This is a genomic window from Bradyrhizobium sp. 153, from assembly GCF_023073835.1.
GTDB lineage: Bacteria > Pseudomonadota > Alphaproteobacteria > Rhizobiales > Xanthobacteraceae > Bradyrhizobium.
Genome location: NZ_JADPKH010000074.1, coordinates 153327 through 169375 on the forward strand (window position 1 = coordinate 153327; position 16049 = coordinate 169375).

General features: G+C 64.7%; 14 protein-coding genes and 1 pseudogene. 10 read left to right on the top strand and 5 right to left on the bottom strand.

Features of this window, described 5'->3' with window-relative positions:
- The first annotated feature begins 2 nt into the window (after positions 1–2).
- From IVA91_RS17415 to IVA91_RS17430, 4 genes are all read left to right on the top strand, one after another.
- On the top strand, positions 3–1034 hold the full coding sequence (locus tag IVA91_RS17415) for an NAD-dependent epimerase/dehydratase family protein (protein ID WP_247278495.1): 1032 nt from the start codon (positions 3–5) through the stop codon (positions 1032–1034).
- A 27-nt stretch (positions 1035–1061) separates the two neighbouring features.
- The gene (locus tag IVA91_RS17420) at positions 1062–1688 is read left to right on the top strand and encodes an isoprenylcysteine carboxylmethyltransferase family protein (protein WP_247278494.1); all 627 of its coding nucleotides are present in this window, start codon (positions 1062–1064) and stop codon (positions 1686–1688) included.
- A 170-nt stretch (positions 1689–1858) separates the two neighbouring features.
- Complete coding sequence (locus IVA91_RS17425) at positions 1859–2068, top strand: hypothetical protein (RefSeq protein WP_247278493.1); 210 nt, start codon at positions 1859–1861, stop codon at positions 2066–2068.
- A 142-nt stretch (positions 2069–2210) separates the two neighbouring features.
- Complete coding sequence (locus tag IVA91_RS17430; protein WP_247278492.1) at positions 2211–3512, top strand: sorbosone dehydrogenase family protein; 1302 nt, start codon at positions 2211–2213, stop codon at positions 3510–3512.
- 4 nt (positions 3513–3516) lie between these two features.
- Here IVA91_RS17430 and IVA91_RS17435 read toward each other — a convergent pair.
- Positions 3517–4340, bottom strand: a pseudogene (locus IVA91_RS17435) (aspartate dehydrogenase).
- A 142-nt stretch (positions 4341–4482) separates the two neighbouring features.
- Here IVA91_RS17435 and IVA91_RS17440 point away from each other — a divergent pair.
- On the top strand, positions 4483–5556 hold the full coding sequence (locus IVA91_RS17440) for a tartrate dehydrogenase (protein WP_247278491.1): 1074 nt from the start codon (positions 4483–4485) through the stop codon (positions 5554–5556).
- A 155-nt stretch (positions 5557–5711) separates the two neighbouring features.
- Here IVA91_RS17440 and IVA91_RS17445 read toward each other — a convergent pair whose 3' ends face one another.
- Positions 5712–6653 carry a LysM peptidoglycan-binding domain-containing protein gene (locus IVA91_RS17445; RefSeq protein WP_247278490.1) on the bottom strand — a complete coding sequence of 314 codons (942 nt, stop codon included), beginning with the start codon at positions 6651–6653 and terminating at the stop codon, positions 5712–5714.
- 180 nt (positions 6654–6833) lie between these two features.
- Positions 6834–7268, bottom strand: coding sequence for a MarR family transcriptional regulator (locus IVA91_RS17450; RefSeq protein ID WP_247278489.1), 435 nt, complete (start codon positions 7266–7268; stop codon positions 6834–6836).
- 118 nt (positions 7269–7386) lie between these two features.
- Here IVA91_RS17450 and IVA91_RS17455 point away from each other — a divergent pair, with 118 nt between their 5' ends.
- Complete coding sequence (locus tag IVA91_RS17455) at positions 7387–8565, top strand: cytochrome P450 (protein WP_247420294.1); 1179 nt, start codon at positions 7387–7389, stop codon at positions 8563–8565.
- Here IVA91_RS17455 and IVA91_RS17460 read toward each other — a convergent pair.
- The gene (locus IVA91_RS17460; RefSeq protein WP_247278488.1) at positions 8562–9281 is read right to left on the bottom strand and encodes a hypothetical protein; all 720 of its coding nucleotides are present in this window, start codon (positions 9279–9281) and stop codon (positions 8562–8564) included. The two genes, IVA91_RS17455 and IVA91_RS17460, sit on opposite strands and share 4 nt — an antisense overlap.
- Before the next feature lie 289 nt (positions 9282–9570).
- On the opposite strand from IVA91_RS17460, the gene IVA91_RS17465 reads away from it, so the two are divergent.
- The 4 genes from IVA91_RS17465 (at position 9571) to IVA91_RS17480 (ending at position 13429) form a co-directional block, all read left to right on the top strand.
- Positions 9571–10494, top strand: a complete 924-nt coding sequence (locus IVA91_RS17465; RefSeq protein ID WP_247278487.1) for an ABC transporter ATP-binding protein — start codon at positions 9571–9573, stop codon at positions 10492–10494.
- Positions 10491–11252, top strand: coding sequence for an ABC transporter permease (locus IVA91_RS17470; protein ID WP_247278486.1), 762 nt, complete (start codon positions 10491–10493; stop codon positions 11250–11252). The genes IVA91_RS17465 and IVA91_RS17470 overlap by 4 nt, the downstream gene beginning before the upstream one ends.
- Positions 11253–11590: 338 nt before the next feature.
- Positions 11591–12376, top strand: a complete 786-nt coding sequence (locus IVA91_RS17475) for a L,D-transpeptidase (protein ID WP_247278485.1) — start codon at positions 11591–11593, stop codon at positions 12374–12376.
- Positions 12377–12445: 69 nt separating this feature from the next.
- Positions 12446–13429 carry a glycerophosphodiester phosphodiesterase gene (locus tag IVA91_RS17480; protein WP_247278484.1) on the top strand — a complete coding sequence of 328 codons (984 nt, stop codon included), beginning with the start codon at positions 12446–12448 and terminating at the stop codon, positions 13427–13429.
- A 134-nt stretch (positions 13430–13563) separates the two neighbouring features.
- Here IVA91_RS17480 and IVA91_RS17485 read toward each other — a convergent pair whose 3' ends face one another.
- Positions 13564–15843, bottom strand: a complete 2280-nt coding sequence (locus IVA91_RS17485) for a fused MFS/spermidine synthase (protein ID WP_247278483.1) — start codon at positions 15841–15843, stop codon at positions 13564–13566.
- Between the last annotated feature and the right edge of the window lie 206 nt (positions 15844–16049).

The following is a 16049-nucleotide window of genomic DNA, read 5'->3' on the forward strand; positions in this document are numbered from 1 at the left end:
TCATGGCTCTCGTACTGGTTACCGGTGGCAGCGGCTTCATCGGACATCATCTCGTAGAAGCGCTCCGCGCCCGCGGGCAGCAGGTGCGTGTCCTCGATGTCCGGCCGACGGCCGCGGCGCACGCGGACGTTGAATATGCCCATGGCTCGGTGCTCGACCGCGATGCGGTCGATGCCGCGCTGACCGGCGTCGATCAGGTCTATCACCTCGCCGGCCTTCCCGGCATGTGGGTCGCCAACAAGCAGGACTTTCATGAGGTCAATTGCCGCGGCACAGAAATCGTGCTCGCGGCCGCGATGAAGCGCAGCGTGTCGCGCTTCCTGCACTGCTCGACCGAATCGATCCTGTTCCCCTATTCCGACCTCAACGGTGTTCCCGCCGAAGAGGCTCTGCAGCCTGCCGAAGCGATGCCCGGCGCCTATACGCGCTCGAAGTCGCTCGCCGAGCATTGCGCCGCAAAGGCCGCAGCAAGTGGCTTTCCGCTCGTGATCGGCACGCCGACCATGCCGATCGGTGCCGCCGACCACAATCTGACGCCGCCGACGGCGATGCTGTGGTACTTCCTCCAGAAGAAGGTGCAGCCGCATCTCAACTTCCTGGTCAACCTCGTCGACGTCCGCGACGTCGCCATGGGCCTCGTGCTGAGCATGGAACGCGGCCGGGTTGGCCAGCGCTACATTCTGGGCGGCGACTGCGTCCCGCTCGGCAACATCCTGCGGATGATGTCGGCGATGAGCGGCCGACGGCAGTTTCCAATCATCGTGCCCGGCAGGATCGCCGAGCTCTCCGCGATCATGCTCGAATACATCGCCGATCGCATCACGCGCCGGCCGCCCAACGGCACTGCCGAGGGCGTGCGCATTGCGCTGGCCGCGAGCGACCTCTCGATCGGCAAGGCGCGCACCGAACTCGGCTATTCGCCGCGTCCGATCGAGCCTGTGCTGCGCGAAACCATCACCCATCTTCTCGCCCGCAACGGTCAGTCGGCCTCCGGCTCGCTCGAGCATCACGCGCTCTCCTCGCGCGCGAGCTGAGCTCTCGGCCCAACGCAAAGAACCTTCATGTCCTTCGATTTCAGCAAGCTTCTCTCTGTCGCCTGGGGTGGTTGGACCACGACCTGGCCGACGCAACTGCTCGCCCTGATCTGGCTCGCCTGGCTCGTAAGCTGGGTCGGCGCCTCGTTCTGGCAGGGCCGCACCCAGAAGCAGGTGATGACGCTGGAATCCGGCCGCTATCGGATCCCGATCCTGGTCGGCGGCATCCTGTTCACGCCCTGGACGGCCGAAGTGCTGAACGAGAAGCCGCTCTGGGTGTTCAGCAACACCGGCGTCTACATCACGGCCCTGATCGTGCTCGCCGGCATCTCCTTCACCTGGTGGGGGCGGCTGCATCTCGGCAAGTTCTGGTCCAACACCATCACCCATAAGGAAGATCATCGCGTCGTCGACACCGGCCCCTACGGCATCGTGCGCCACCCGATCTACACCGGCCTGATCGCGGGCATGCTGGCGACCGGCATCGCGGTCGGCACCGTCACCGCAATCCTCGGCGCCATCCTGATCTCGCTCGGCATGTGGCAGAAGGGCCGGATGGAAGAGGTGTTCCTGTCGAAGGAACTGGGCGAAGACGCCTATGGCGCCTATTGCCGCCGCGTGCCGATGATTATTCCGTTCCTGTCGCCGCGGTGACGTAACCAGCCGCCATATCCGCCGTTGTCATCCTGGCGAAAGCTTGGCTTTCGCCAGGACGACGCTGGGGAAGCAGTGCGTGGGACCGCATCAACCCTGCCTGTTATGAGGAACCACCGCTCCCTGCGCCCGTTACCCACGACGCCTGCAACTAGCCGCAGAGCATCGCCATGTCTGATGCCTACGATTATTTTCGCGAGCACGCGATTGCCGCCGTCCGTAAGGCGCGGGCGTTGCCGCCCGGGCGGCCGAAGCGAAAGCAGCGCACGGTGGCGCGGGTCTATCACCTCCTGTCCAAGGAGGCCGCGCTTGCGCCGAACATCCATCATCTCGATGATTTTCGCGCGGTACGGCGGCTCGAGCGGCAGATCGGCCGCTGATCTCCCCGCACAGCCCGTCGGCGCTCGTCCCATGCAAATTCGATCGGCTGCCATTCCAATGGAATAGACCCTGACGACGCACCGCACAGGTTGACGTCCGAGCCGCCAGCCAGTTGGATGCGCGCGCAAACAGGGGCTTCTCATGACGTTTTCAGGCATCTTTGCGCAGTTCGTTGCGCTCCTCGGCGGCATCGCGCTGCAATGGCGGAAGCTATCGGGCACCGAGCCCGCACCCGCCTGGGGAGAGAAGCCAGCGATCCCCGAGGCCAAGCCGCAAGGCACGATCCCGACGCTCAAGATGCCGACCGCGCGCGGCTGGAGCGCGGGCCAGAAGCCGTCCGTCGCGCCCGGGCTCCAGGTCAATGCGTTTGCGACCGGCCTCGATCATCCGCGCTGGATCGAGGTGCTGCCCAATGGCGATGTGCTGATCGCGGAAGCGACGCAGATCGCCAGCCCTCCGCGCACCGTGTTTCACTACGCGATGCAAGCGACGATGCGGCGCGCCGCCGCGCTCGGCGTTTCCGCCAACCGCATCACGCTGCTGCGCGACAGGGACGGTGACGGCGTTGCGGAGGTTCGCGGCGCCTTCATGGAAAACCTCCGCCAGCCGTTCGGCATGGCGCTGGTCGGCGACACCTTCTATGTCGGCAACACCGACGGCGTGATGGCGTTTCCCTATGTCGCGGGCGCCGATCGCATCACTGCGCCGGGCAAAAGGCTCACCAATTTCAAGCCGGGCGGCCACTGGACCCGTAGCCTGCTTGCGAGCCCCGACGGCAAGAAGCTCTATGCCGGCGTCGGCTCGCTCAGCAACATCGCCGAGATGGGGATGGAGGTCGAACAAGGCCGCGCCGCGATCTATGAGCTCGACCTCGCCGCCGGCGCGCATCGCATTTTTGCTGCCGGCCTGCGCAATCCGGTTGGCCTGGCTTGGGAGCCCACGACGGGCGTGCTCTGGACTGTCGTCAACGAGCGCGATGGGCTCGGCGACGAGACACCGCCGGACTATCTGACCTCGGTGCGCGACGGCGGTTTCTATGGCTGGCCCTATTGCTACTGGGGCAAGACGGTGGACGACCGCGTGCCGCAGGATCCGGCGATGGTCGCCAAGGCGCTTCAACCGGACTATGCGCTCGGCGGCCACACCGCTTCGCTCGGCCTGTGCTGGATGCCCGCGGGCACCCTGCCCGGCTTCCCGGACGGCATGGTGATCGGTCAGCACGGCTCGTGGAATCGCAGCAAGCTGTCCGGCTACAAGGTGGTGTTCATCCCGTTCGAGAACGGTCGTCCCTCCGGCCCCGCGCGCGACATCCTCTCGGGCTTCCTCGCGCCCGATGAGAAGGAATCCTACGGCCGCCCGGTCGGCGTCGCGATCGGCCCCGACAAGTCGCTATTGATGGCCGACGACGTCGGCAACGTGATCTGGCGCGTGACGGGCGCTTAGAGGATCACGTCCCAACGCAGAGCGTAGCGCGCTGCTTGCGCAGCAGCGCGATCACCGACAGCGCCGTGATCAACCCCGTCTTGGGATTTTCGGACGGGATGTTCTCGATTCCCATCGAGAAGCGTGCGGAATCTGCCTCAACCTCGATGCGGTGAACGTTGCGCGTCACGGTCGGGTCGGCCCAGATCTGCACTTGGGTGCGATCCGGCCCGACGCCGGCAAGCGACAGCGCGACCGCGACGTTGAGATTGGCCGGGAAACCCTTTGCGGCCTCGCGCGCGTGCCTTCGAATAGCTTGAGCGGCTCGCGCAGCTTGTCGATATCGATGCTGTTCTCGAGGATGAACGGCGCGCCCTTCAAGCCGTCGATCGGCTTGCGCGTCACCATCTTCACCGAATGAATGGTGCCGATTGCGGCCGCGTTGACGGCGTCGAGCCCGATCAGCGCGCCGGTCGGCACGATGATGCGGCCGCCATTGGCGCGGGCGACATCGACGAGATCGAAATTGTCGAGCAGCCCGCCGACGCTGACCACGAGCGCGGCCTTGCCGCGCCTGACCGCGGGCTCGACGATCTCGCGCAGATGCCGGCTCGGTGCACATTCCACCACGATGTCGGCGGCATCGCCGAGCTGATCAATCGATAGCACGGATGGTGCCCGCCGCAGGCCGCTGAGAAACGCCCGATGCTTGACGGGATCGCGCACCGCCACCGCCGACAATGTCAGTCCCTCGATGCCTTGATCCAACGCAGATGCGATCTTGGTGCCGATCGAGCCCAATCCCGCGATGGCAATCCGCAAATCGCTCGAAGCCTTATGTTCGGTCATCGCATCCCACTTTCTGGCTGGATTGATGTCATAGCGTATCGTTTTCTGTATAAGCCAGTGCGAATTGAGTTCGCCTTACCGATCCCCGGCATGGCGTGGACTGTGATCCGCCGCCGCAATCCCACTGATACGGAGTATTCTCATGCGCACCCATTCGATCGCAGCCATTCCCGCCGACGGGATCGGTCCCGAGGTCATCTCGGCCGGAATCCGCGTGCTGGAGGCTCTGGCAAAACGCAGCGGCGACCTCGCCTTCAACGTCAAAACGTTCGACTGGGGCTCGGACTATTACAAGAAGCACGGCGTGATGATGCCGGCCGATGGGCTCACCGAGCTGAAAAAATTCGATGCGATCTATTTCGGCGCGGTCGGTGCGCCTGACGTGCCTGACCACATCACGCTGTGGGGGCTGCGCCTGCCGATCTGCCAGGGCTTTGACCAATACGCCAACGTGCGGCCGACAAAAATCCTGCCGGGCGTCGCCTCGCCGCTGCGCAATGTCGGCGTCGGCGATCTCGACTGGGTGATCGTGCGCGAGAATTCGGAAGGCGAATATGCCGGCATGGGCGGCCGCGCCCACAAGGACCTGCCGGAAGAGGTCGGCACCGAAGTCGCGGTCTTCACCCGCGTCGGCGTTACCCGGATCATGCGCTATGCGTTTGAGCTCGCGCGATCGCGTCCGCGCAAGCTGCTCACGGTCGTGACCAAGTCGAACGCGCAGCGCCATGGCATGGTGATGTGGGACGAGATCGCGGCCGAGGTCGCCGCTGATTTTCCCGACGTCAGCTGGGACAAGATGCTGGTCGATGCCATGACGGTGCGCATGACGCTGCATCCGAAGAGCCTCGACACGATCGCGGCGACCAATCTCCATGCCGACATCCTCTCGGATCTCGCCGGCGCACTGGCGGGCAGCCTCGGCGTGGCGCCGACCGGCAACATCGATCCGCAGCGCCGCTTCCCCTCGATGTTCGAGCCGATCCACGGCTCGGCCTTCGACATCACCGGCAAGGGCATCGCCAATCCGGTCGCAACGTTCTGGACCGGCGCGCAGATGCTCGAGCATCTCGGCGAGAAGGATGCGGCGAGCCGACTGATGGCCGCCGTCGAGCGCGTCTGCGCAGCCGGCGTGCTGACACCCGATGTCGGCGGCAAGGCGACGACGAAGGAAGTGACGGATGCCGTGATCGACGCGATCCACGGGTCGAACGTCTGATCGCCACTCTCCGTGATGGCCGAGCTTGTCCCCGGCCATCCACGACCTTTTCGTGCGGCACCAAGAACGTGGATGCCCGGGACGAGCCCGGGCGTGACGAATTTGCGGAACAGCCGGACGCTCAATGAATGCTGCTTTCGCAGCGATGATGCGCTCTACCTCCGCCCCGCGGGAGCCGCCGGCGGCGTCGCCATCGCGGCGGCCGGCGCCGGAGGGGTGAGGTGGCGCGGAACGATGATGGTCTGGCCCGGGACGAGCTGCGCGTTCTCCGGCAATGAATTGCTCTGCGCGAGCGACCACAGCGGCACGCGGTTGGCAGCGGCGATGCTCTCCATGGTGTCGCCGCGACGAACCGGCAGCCGAACTCCGCTATCCCACAACTCGACCAGTGCATCGCCGGGCACGAGATAGCGCAGCGGCACGGCATCAGCCTGGGCCTGCGGTGGGATGCGCGGCAACTGCGTCACCATCTCGACGATCTGGCGATGGATGTCGTCGGACTTCTCGATGTTGATGTGCGAGACGCGCGCGTTTTCCTTCAGATCATAGCTCGCGTAATGACCGCGAAAACCGGGCACCGCCACGACATCGCCGCCCCCCAGCACGCTGTCGGACAGGAAGATGTTGATGAAGCGCTCGACATTGAGCGGGACGTCGCCGGTCGCATGCGCGGGATCGATGGCGATGACGAGGCTGATCGGGACGTTCTCCTTCGCCGCCATTTCGGAGATGACGATCGAGCACAGCCCGCCCATGGAATGGCCGACCAGCACGATCGGTGCCGCCTTCTCCTTGTAGCTGGCGATGACACGGTTGCCGATCAGCCGGCACAGGGTGAATTCATAGACATCGGCCGAGAAGCCGGCCTGGGTCAGTTTCTCGCCGAGCCGGTCCATGCCGGTCGAGAAGATCGGGCCCATGGCACCACGGAACAGGTAGACCCTCGGCGGCGGCAATGGCTCGAACGGGGGCGGCGGCGGCGCGGCGGGGACGGCCGCGGTGGCCTTGGACTTGGCCGGTGAGGTCGCGGCCACGCCGCTGCTCATGGCGAGCAGCGCAACCGCGGCCAGCGCGACTAGTCGCCTCAAACGAATCATCAGTCCACCAGTCCCACCACGGAAGGCAACGGCCTTCCCTGCCGGGCTTAGTGACCACCGATTGGGTGGATTTTGGGGCACGGAACCGGCTGCGGCCCCTCGCAAATCCATCGAGCTGCCGCGTATCCGCGGGAGATGACAGGCTTTGCGACGATCGGCCTCAGGCCGGCGTCGCGAGAGCTAAAGCGGCAGAATCCGGTTCAATAGGTCGAGCAGCGTGCGCTGCTCCGCGTCGCTGAGCGGCGCCAGCATCCTTTCATTGTAGGGCTGCGTCAGCCTTGCCCCCTCCTGAATGAGCTTTGCGCCCTTTGGCGTCAGCATGAACTCGACGGCGCGGCGATCCGACTTCGAGCGGTTGCGCTTGATGAAGCCGGATGACTCGAGCTCGTTCAGGATCTTGATCAAGTTCGGCAGACGCAGGCGGAGCAGGCTGGCAAGGCTGCTGGGGGGAACGCCGGGATTGTCGCGAATGACGACGAAGATCGCATAGGTCGCGGGCGTCAGGCCCAACGCGGCGAACTCCTCGTAGAAGCCTTCGAAGAACTTCAGCTGCGCCAGGCGCAGCATGAAGCCGGGTGTCCGCTGCAGCGCCCGCAGATCCAGCGATGTCTCCAAGTCGACCTCCACTTGGGATCTGCTGAAGGTCGTCGCCACGATCAAGGCGAGGACGCGTTCCGCTCCGAGAGCGACGGTCAGTGCCCGCTGGCGAAGCAATAGCGGTTGGGAGCTGACCATGAGCGGCATTGCATCGAGTCCGGTCGACCCGTTTGCGCCCGATTTCCTGATCGACCCCTATCCCGCCTATGAGGCGTTGCGCGCGCTCGGGCCTGCGTTCGCACTGGAGCGTTACGGCGTGTGGGCCATGGCAGGCTATGCCGAGGTCGAACCAGCCCTGAAGGACTGGAAGACGTTCATCAGTGGCGAGGGCGTCGGGCTCCACGGCATGAACCCGGCACTCCCGAAGCCGCTGACGCTCCAGATCGATCCTCCCGACCACGACAAAGGCCGGCGGGTTCTCGGCCGTACGCTGTCTCCGGGTCTCGCAAGAAAGCTGCGCGAGACGTTTCAGCGTGAAGCAGAGAAGAAGGTGTCGGAGCTTATCGACAAAGGCACATTCGATGCCGTAACCGATCTCGCCGAAGCCTATCCCATGAAGGTGTTTCCGGATGCGATCGGCATCAGGCCGGATGGCCGTGACAAGCTGCTGGCCTGGAGCACGTTCGTGTTCGACAGCTTTGGCCCTGACAACGAGATGCTGGCCGCATCGCGGAAGGAAGGTCTCGCCGCCCAAAGCTGGATCATGGAATGCTGCGCGCGAGATGCGCTACGGCCCGACGGGCTCGGCATGATGATCTACCAAGCGGCCGACGAGGGCGAGATCAGCGAGCACGAGGCAACGCATTTGGTGCGGCCGTTCCTTACCGCGGGGATCGACACCACCGTCAACGGAATCGGCAACACCCTGCTTGCGCTAGCCACCCATCCGGATGAATATCGCAAGCTGCATCACAAACCGGAGTTGGCGCGCAATGCTTTCGAGGAAGGACTGCGCTACGATTCACCGGTGCAGACGTTCTTCCGCACCACCTCGCGCGATGTCGAGATTGGCGGCGGCGTGATCCCGGCGCATCGCAAGGTGCTGCTGTTCATGGCTTCCGCCAACCGCGATCCCGCACGCTGGGACAGAGCCGACCGCTTCGACGTCGAGCGGGTTGCGACGGGCCATGTCGGCTTCGGCGCCGGCATCCACGCCTGCGTCGGCCAGATGATCGCGCGCCTGGAAGGCGAATTGATCTTCAGCGAGCTCGCAAGGCGCGTGAAGACCATCGAGCTCACGGCAGAGCCGAGGCGCAGGCTCAACAATTCGCTGCGCGGCCTTGCGAGCATGCCGGTGCGGGTGATGGCGGCCTAGTTCCTGGCCGGAGCCGCTGCGGCCGCCGAGCGCGCTGACCGCGGCACACCGGGCTCCGCGACCGGCACAGCCGGGGCGCGCGAGCGCATGATCGCGGCGTTGATTTCCGCGATGACGCGGCGCTGGATCGCCTCGTTCTTGTCGATCGAGATGTGGCCAACACCGGTGCCGCGAACATCGACATTGTCAAGCTTGCCCCGCAGGCCAGCCGCGGCCCGCACCGGCTCGCCGGGACCATCGCCGATATAGATGTTGATGTAGCGCTCGGCGCCGGTCGAGAGCTTGGTCTTGAACACGGAGTCGAGGCCTATCGCGAGCTTCACGGGAACGCCGAGCTGGTTCAGCTTGGCGATCATGTCCGGCAGCGCGGTCGCGCCCGAGGAATGGCCGACCAGGATGATGGTCTTGAGGCGGCCGGCCTTGTAGGCGGTCGCCGCTTCATCGGCGAGCGAGGACCACGAGACGAAGTTGGCGACGGTCACCGGGATGCCCTGCGCCTGGAGCCGGGCGCCAATCGTGTCGAGCCCGAGCGAGAAGATGTTGAGCACGCCACGAAGCAGGTAGACATGCGTGGTCGCTGCCGCTGCCTGGCTCGGCGCGGCCTTGGCGCCGGTCGGGCTTATGGCAACAGCTGACAGCAGAAGCAGGCCCATCGCCCACATGCGGAGGGCGGGCAACTGGCTGGCGCCGGCGGTGTGACGGCCGTTCGGTCTCATCGATGTTTTCCCTGGGGACAATACGCTTCGCGATTGGTCGGAATCGTAGCCACGGCCCGCTCGCAGACGCAACAAAGAGCCGCGTGAGCGACAATCTTAGCCGCGCTCCGTGACCATCGCGCAACACTTGGCTGAAACCTGCCACTGAAGGGCCTGTTTTGAGACCATTTTTCTCTGAGCAATTGCGACCCGGCAACGGCGTTCCTATCTCATGGCTCCGCTGACCCGCCCTCCCGGGACGGGTTCCAGCCTCCCTCCCCAGCCTTTGCCCCTCAGCCTTGCGGCCATCATGTCCTCTATCATTTCCGTCGCCAATCTGTCGAAAACCTATGGGTCCGGCTTCAAGGCGCTCAAGAACGTCAGTCTCGACATCAAGCGTGGCGAGATCTTTGCGCTGCTCGGCCCCAACGGCGCCGGCAAGACCACGCTGATCTCCATCATCTGCGGCATCGCCAACCCGAGCGAGGGCCGCGTCCTCGTCGCCGGCGAGGACATCCAGACCTCCTACCGCAAGGCGCGCTCTCTAATCGGCCTGGTGCCACAGGAGCTGCACACCGATGCCTTCGAGAGCGTGTGGGCGACCGTGAGCTTCTCCCGCGGCCTGTTCGGCAAGCCGAAGAATCCTGATCACATCGAGAAGGTCCTCAAGGACCTCTCGCTATGGGACAAGAAGGACAACAAGATCATCACGCTCTCCGGCGGCATGAAGCGCCGCGTGATGATCGCAAAAGCACTGTCGCACGAGCCGCAGATCCTGTTCCTGGACGAGCCCACCGCCGGCGTCGACGTCGAGCTGCGCAAGGGCATGTGGGAGGTCGTGCGCGGCCTTCAGCAGTCCGGCGTCACCATCATCCTCACCACGCACTACATCGAGGAAGCCGAGGAGATGGCCGACCGCATCGGCGTCATCAACAAGGGCGAGATCGTGCTGGTCGAGGACAAGACGACCTTGATGCAGAAGCTCGGCAAGAAGCGGCTGACGCTGCATTTGCAGGGCAAGCTCGACGCGCTGCCGCAGAGCCTCAGCCATTATAAGCTCGACCTGTGCGATTCCGGCGCCACGCTGGTCTACGACTACGACACCAAGGGTGATCGCACCGGCATCACCAGCCTGCTCAGCGACCTCCGCACCGCCGGCATCCGTTTCAACGATCTCGACACGACGCAATCGTCGCTCGAGGACATCTTCGTCGATCTCGTGAGGACGTCATGAATCACCGCGCCATCCGCGCCATCTACCTGTTCGAAATGGCGCGCACCTGGCGCACGCTGCTGCAAAGCATCGTCTCGCCGGTGGTCTCGACCTCGCTCTATTTCGTGGTGTTCGGCGCCGCGATCGGCTCGCGCATCAGTCAGGTCGAGGGCGTCAGCTACGGTACCTTCATCGTGCCGGGCCTGATCATGCTCTCGGTGCTGACGCAGAGCATCGCGAATGCCTCATTTGGCATTTACTTCCCGAAATTTACCGGAACGATCTACGAAATCCTGTCGGCGCCGATCTCCTATTTCGAGATCGTGCTCGGCTATGTCGGCGCCGCCGCGACCAAGTCGATCATCCTCGGCCTGATCATCCTCGCCACCGCCGGGCTGTTCGTTCCATTGCATATTCACCATCCGGTCTGGATGCTGGCCTTCCTGGTGCTGACGGCGGTGACGTTCAGCCTGTTCGGCTTCATCATCGGCATCTGGGCCGACGGCTTCGAGAAGCTGCAGATGATCCCGATGCTGGTGGTGACGCCGCTGACCTTCCTCGGCGGCAGCTTCTATTCCATCGACATGCTGCCGGCCGGCTGGCGCACGGTGGCGCTGCTCAACCCAGTCGTCTATCTGATCTCGGGCTTCCGCTGGAGCTTCTACGAGATCGCGGATGTCAGCGTGTCCGTCAGCGTCGGCATGACGCTGGCATTCCTGGTGGCCTGCCTGATCGTGATCTGGTGGATTTTCCGCACGGGGTATCGGCTGAAGAATTGAGCCTGCCGTCATTCCGGGCGTGCGAAGCACGAGCCGGAATCCATCGTGCAGCAGAGTTGGTCGATGAATAGATTCCGGGTTCGCCACTGCGTGGCGCCCCCGAATGACGAGGTGGGGTACCAATTGCCCCTTTGCCGGCGTTGTGAATCCACGTCCGGCTCGCGAAAATGTCAGCGCTGCCGGGCGCCGTGCGGCACAAGACGGCCTTGCTTACATCAGGCATGACGTTAACGATGGACAGGCAGGCCACTGGAACCAACGCCGAATGACAGGCATAATGCACGCCGGGGAGGAGAGCCGCGGCGCCTAGCGTGAACAGGCCGGAGGCCGGAAGTCAGATGCGTACATTTTTGATTGCTTTCACATCCCTGATGCTTTTGAGCGCGGGCGCCGCGCACGCCAAGGTCGAGATCACCGTCGACAAGGACAACCAACAGATGACCGTCGCCGTCGACGGCGTCGCGCGCTATCACTGGCCGGTGTCGACCGGCATCCCCTCGCGCGAGACGCCGAACGGCGCGTTCCGCGCCTTCCGCATGGAAGAGGATCACTACTCCAAGGAATTCGACGACGCGCCGATGCCGCACGCGATCTTCTTCACCAAGGTGGGGCACGCCATCCACGGCACCGATTCGGTCGGCCGGCTCGGCTCGCCGGCTTCGCATGGCTGCGTGCGGCTGTCGCGTCAGAATGCCTCGACGCTCTATGCCTTGGTGCAGCAACAGGGCGTGCTCAACACCACGGTGACGTTGACCGGCTCGGCGCAGGTGGCGCTGGCGCGCAATCCGCGCGGCCGCAATCCCACCGCCGTCGCCCGCGCTCCACAGCCCGCCGAAGAACAATACAGTGCCGCAGGCGATCCCGTGAACTTGACGCCGCCGGCGCAGCCCGCCCGCCGCTACATGCCGCAGGACGACAATTACATCTATCCGGCCGACGGCAGCGACACCGGCGCACGCTATCCGGCGCCGCGCTCGGCCAGCCGCCCGCTCTATGACGCGCAGGTCTATCAGCAGCAGCAGCCGCGCCCCTATTACGACCAGGGCTATAGCCAGCAGGGCTACTCCTATCAGCCACAGCCCCGGCACGTTTATCAGCCGCGGGGCTATTATTATCAGAACTGACGCTCGCAACCATTTCCGCCAACCGCGCTCGGCGATCAGCACGACCAACAGATTGCCATTCGAGGCATCATGCCGCCACGTGCCACGACCATTCTGCCTGTGCTCTGGGCTTTGCTAGCGGGACCGGCGATGGGATTCGACCTCGAAGCGCATCGCGGCGGGCGGGCGCTGCTGCCGGAAAATACCCTGCCGGCCTTCGCCAACGCGCTGTCGATGGGCGTGGACACGCTCGAGCTCGACGTCGGCGTGACTGCCGACGGCGAAGTCGTCGTCTCGCATGAGCGCGGGCTCAATCCGGATCTCACGCGCGGCCCCGACGGGGCCTACATCACTCCGCCCGGCATGCCGTTCGTGAAACTGCGGCTCGACGAGGTCAGGACCTACGACGTCGGCCGGATCCGGCCGGATAGTGGGTACGCAAAGCAATTCCCCGATCAGCGCGCCTTACCGGGGACACGCATTCCCACCTTGAGCGAGCTGTTCGCGCTGGTGCGCAAGTCCGGCAACATGCGCGTGCGCTTCAACATCGAAACCAAGATCGATCCGAACCATCCGGACGAAACGCTCGACCCGCAGGCTTTCGTCACCAGGCTGCTCAGCCTGATCGAGGCCGAACAGTTTTCCGAGCGTGTCATGATCCAGTCGTTCGACTGGAGAACGTTGCTGCTCGTGCAGCAGCAAGCACCGAAAATACCAACCGTGTACCTCACGCTCCAGCGCGGGTCAGGCCAGACGGTGGCGCTCGACAAAGCCACCAACTGGACGGCGGGCTTCAGTCCTGCGGATCACGGCGGCTCGCTGCCGCGGACGATCAAGGCCGCCGGTGGCGCGGTCTGGTCGCCTTATTTCGGCGATGTGACCGGGGCGCTCATCTCGGAGGCCCGCGGACTTGGGTTGCGCGTCGTAGTGTGGACGGTCAACAAGCCCGACGACATGGCGCGGATGATCGAGCTCGGCGTCGATGGCATCATCTCCGACAGGCCGGACCTGTTGCGGCAGATCGCCGGCGAGAAGGGAATTGCGTTGCCGGCGGGGACGCCGGTGGCGCCGTAAGGTTTATCCGTCTTCATGGCCGGGCCTGTCCCGGCCATCCACGCGTTCCGTCGTCGTCCGAAGAACGTGGATGCCCGGCACAAGCCCGGGCATGACGACCTCTTGTGGATCTGCGCGCCATACCTTCGCCTGCCCTACTCCCCGTCCCGCAAGCGCCGATACAGCGCACCCAGAATATTGGAATAGTCGTCGGTCCAGACCCGCATCCTGTCGTCAGCTTCGGTCTGCTCCCATGACTTCGAGGAAGCGAGCCTGCCGATGTCCGCCTCCTCCCGCGCGGAGATGACGACGTCGGTCGAGAAGATGTAATCGGAATCGCGCCCGGAATCCTCGTTGAAGACCCAGCTCGTGAGATCGTTGGCATCGGCAATGCCGACCACGACGGTCTCGAGATCGAGATGCCGGTTGGAGACGTGCATCACCACGGCGCCATGCGGGGCGAGCTTGTCCTTGTAGATCTTCATCGCCTCCTTGGTCGCAAGGTGAATCGGGATCGCATCGGACGAATAGGCATCGACAATGATGAGGTCGTAGGCGCCGTTGGGCTCCTTTGCGAAGGTGAGCCGCGCATCGCCGATCACCGGCTTCATATCCGGCAGGCAGCTCGAGATGTAGCGGAAATTCCTGGGGTCGCGCGCTGCGTCGACCATGGATTGGTCGATCTCGAAGAATTTCCAACTCTCGCCGGGTTCAGCAGCACAGGCAAGCGTGCCGGAGCCGACACCGATCGCAGCAACCTTCAGTGGCGCGCCCTTGCGCTCGCGGATCGCGCTGACCGCCTGACCGATGCCGCCGTCCTTGTGATAGTAGGTGATCGGCTCGGGCCGGCCGACGACCGGCGTGCCATCATTGTTGCGGAAGCGCTCCGCGCCGTGGATCGTGGTGCCGTGCATCAGCACGTGGAAATAGCCGCCGGGCGTCACCACGATCTTGTGCACGCCGAAGAAGCTGCGCACCGTCGTGACGCGTCCCTCGTCTGCGGGATAGACCCGGATCAACGCCAACGCGAGGGCGACGGTCGCAAAAATCTTCCAGCGGCCGGCATTGAGCGTCAGCGCCAGAAGAGCTGCCAGCCCGCCGACGGCACCGGCGATCCAGACGCGATGGTCCTCGAACCAGGTCGAGAGGTCGCCCGTCGTAGTGGAGGGCGCGACGAGCGCCACCGCGAGCGCGGCGAGCGCCGGCCAGTACCATTTGACGATGCCCGCCAGCCGCTCGTTCGCCGACGGCCGGCATAGCGCGGCGAGCGCAATCAGGATCGGGTATTCGGCGATCCACGAGAAGGTGAACGGCGCGACGAGCCCTGCGAACAGGCCGCCGACCATGCCGCCGAACGACAGCGCGACATAGAAGCCGGTGAGATATTTGGCTGCCGGCCGCGTCCGCGCCAGTTCGCCGTGGCAGGCCATGGCGATGAGGAAGAAGCACAATTGATGACCGCCGAGCGTGAGCAGCAGGTTCTGCTCCCCGCCGAAAGCCAGCAGGACAACCACGCCCGCGATCGCGACCGGCTGGAGCATCAGCATCCATTTGTGCGGCAGCAGCGGACGCGACTGGAACACGACGACCCAGGTGAGCAGATACAGGGATAACGGCAGCACCCACAGAAGCGGTGCCGCCGCGACATCGGTGGAGATGTGCGCGGTCACCGCGATGAGCAGACCCGACGGCACCGCGGCCAGGAAGATCCAGCGCAGCCGCGTCACCAGACCGGGCGCCGGCGCATTGACCTCCTCCGCTCGCGCATCGACCACCGTCAGCTGCGGCGAGCGCAACAGCAGCACGCCGCAGGCGGCGATCAGCAGGATCAGGAGGCCATAGCCGGCGGTCCACAACCGGTTCTGCGTGTGCAGCGTGAACATCGGCTCCAGCAGGAACGGATAGGACAAAAGCGCGAGGAAGCTGCCGATGTTGGAGGAGGCATAGAGGAAATAGGGATCGTGCCCGGCGGGATGGCCGGTGCGGACGAACCAGGCTTGCAACAGTGGATTGTTGGCGGCGAGCGCGAAGAACGGCAGGCCGATCGAGACCACGAACAGGCCGAGCAGCCAGACCGCATAGCCCGAAGCGGGCGGCTCGCCATAGGCGGAGGCGATGCCGAGCGGCAGGGTCGCCAAGGCCGCGATCAGCAGCACCAGATGCACTGCGACCGGAACGATGCGGCTTTTGACCTGCATCAACAGATGCGCATAGGCGTAACCCGCCAGCAGCAGCGACTGGAAGAACACCATCGCGACCGACCACACCGCCGGCGAGCCGCCGAGCCGCGGCAGCACCATCTTGGTGAACAGCGGCTGCACCGAGAACAGCAAGAGCGCGCTGACGAAGATCGCGGCGGTGTAGACCGTCAGCAACAGCCGGTTGCGTGATGAGGACGGCTGCTCCGTGGCGGCGGGTTGCACGATCGAATCCATGGAAGCTCCGGCAAAAGCGTTTTCCAGCGAAGTGGGCACCGGTTCGCGCGACAGAACGCGTCGGACGATGCCCCCGGCGGGCGCCGGACGGCCGCAATGGAGCACAAGGCGCCTGAACGGGCAATAAAGGCGCTCCTGATGTTGCGGCGAGGAATGCTTGATATACAGATGTCGTACGGGGCGATGCGAAGCATCGAACCTGGAAC

Coding starts and splice junctions, on each gene's coding strand:
- IVA91_RS17415 (WP_247278495.1), top strand. CDS start 3: ATGGCTCTCGTACTGGTTACCGGTGGCAGCGGCTTCATCGGACATCAT.
- IVA91_RS17420 (WP_247278494.1), top strand. CDS start 1,062: ATGTCCTTCGATTTCAGCAAGCTTCTCTCTGTCGCCTGGGGTGGTTGG.
- IVA91_RS17425 (WP_247278493.1), top strand. CDS start 1,859: ATGTCTGATGCCTACGATTATTTTCGCGAGCACGCGATTGCCGCCGTC.
- IVA91_RS17430 (WP_247278492.1), top strand. CDS start 2,211: ATGACGTTTTCAGGCATCTTTGCGCAGTTCGTTGCGCTCCTCGGCGGC.
- IVA91_RS17440 (WP_247278491.1), top strand. CDS start 4,483: ATGCGCACCCATTCGATCGCAGCCATTCCCGCCGACGGGATCGGTCCC.
- IVA91_RS17445 (WP_247278490.1), bottom strand. CDS start 6,653: ATGATTCGTTTGAGGCGACTAGTCGCGCTGGCCGCGGTTGCGCTGCTC.
- IVA91_RS17455 (WP_247420294.1), top strand. CDS start 7,387: ATGAGCGGCATTGCATCGAGTCCGGTCGACCCGTTTGCGCCCGATTTC.
- IVA91_RS17460 (WP_247278488.1), bottom strand. CDS start 9,281: ATGAGACCGAACGGCCGTCACACCGCCGGCGCCAGCCAGTTGCCCGCC.
- IVA91_RS17465 (WP_247278487.1), top strand. CDS start 9,571: ATGTCCTCTATCATTTCCGTCGCCAATCTGTCGAAAACCTATGGGTCC.
- IVA91_RS17470 (WP_247278486.1), top strand. CDS start 10,491: ATGAATCACCGCGCCATCCGCGCCATCTACCTGTTCGAAATGGCGCGC.
- IVA91_RS17475 (WP_247278485.1), top strand. CDS start 11,591: ATGCGTACATTTTTGATTGCTTTCACATCCCTGATGCTTTTGAGCGCG.
- IVA91_RS17480 (WP_247278484.1), top strand. CDS start 12,446: ATGCCGCCACGTGCCACGACCATTCTGCCTGTGCTCTGGGCTTTGCTA.
- IVA91_RS17485 (WP_247278483.1), bottom strand. CDS start 15,843: ATGGATTCGATCGTGCAACCCGCCGCCACGGAGCAGCCGTCCTCATCA.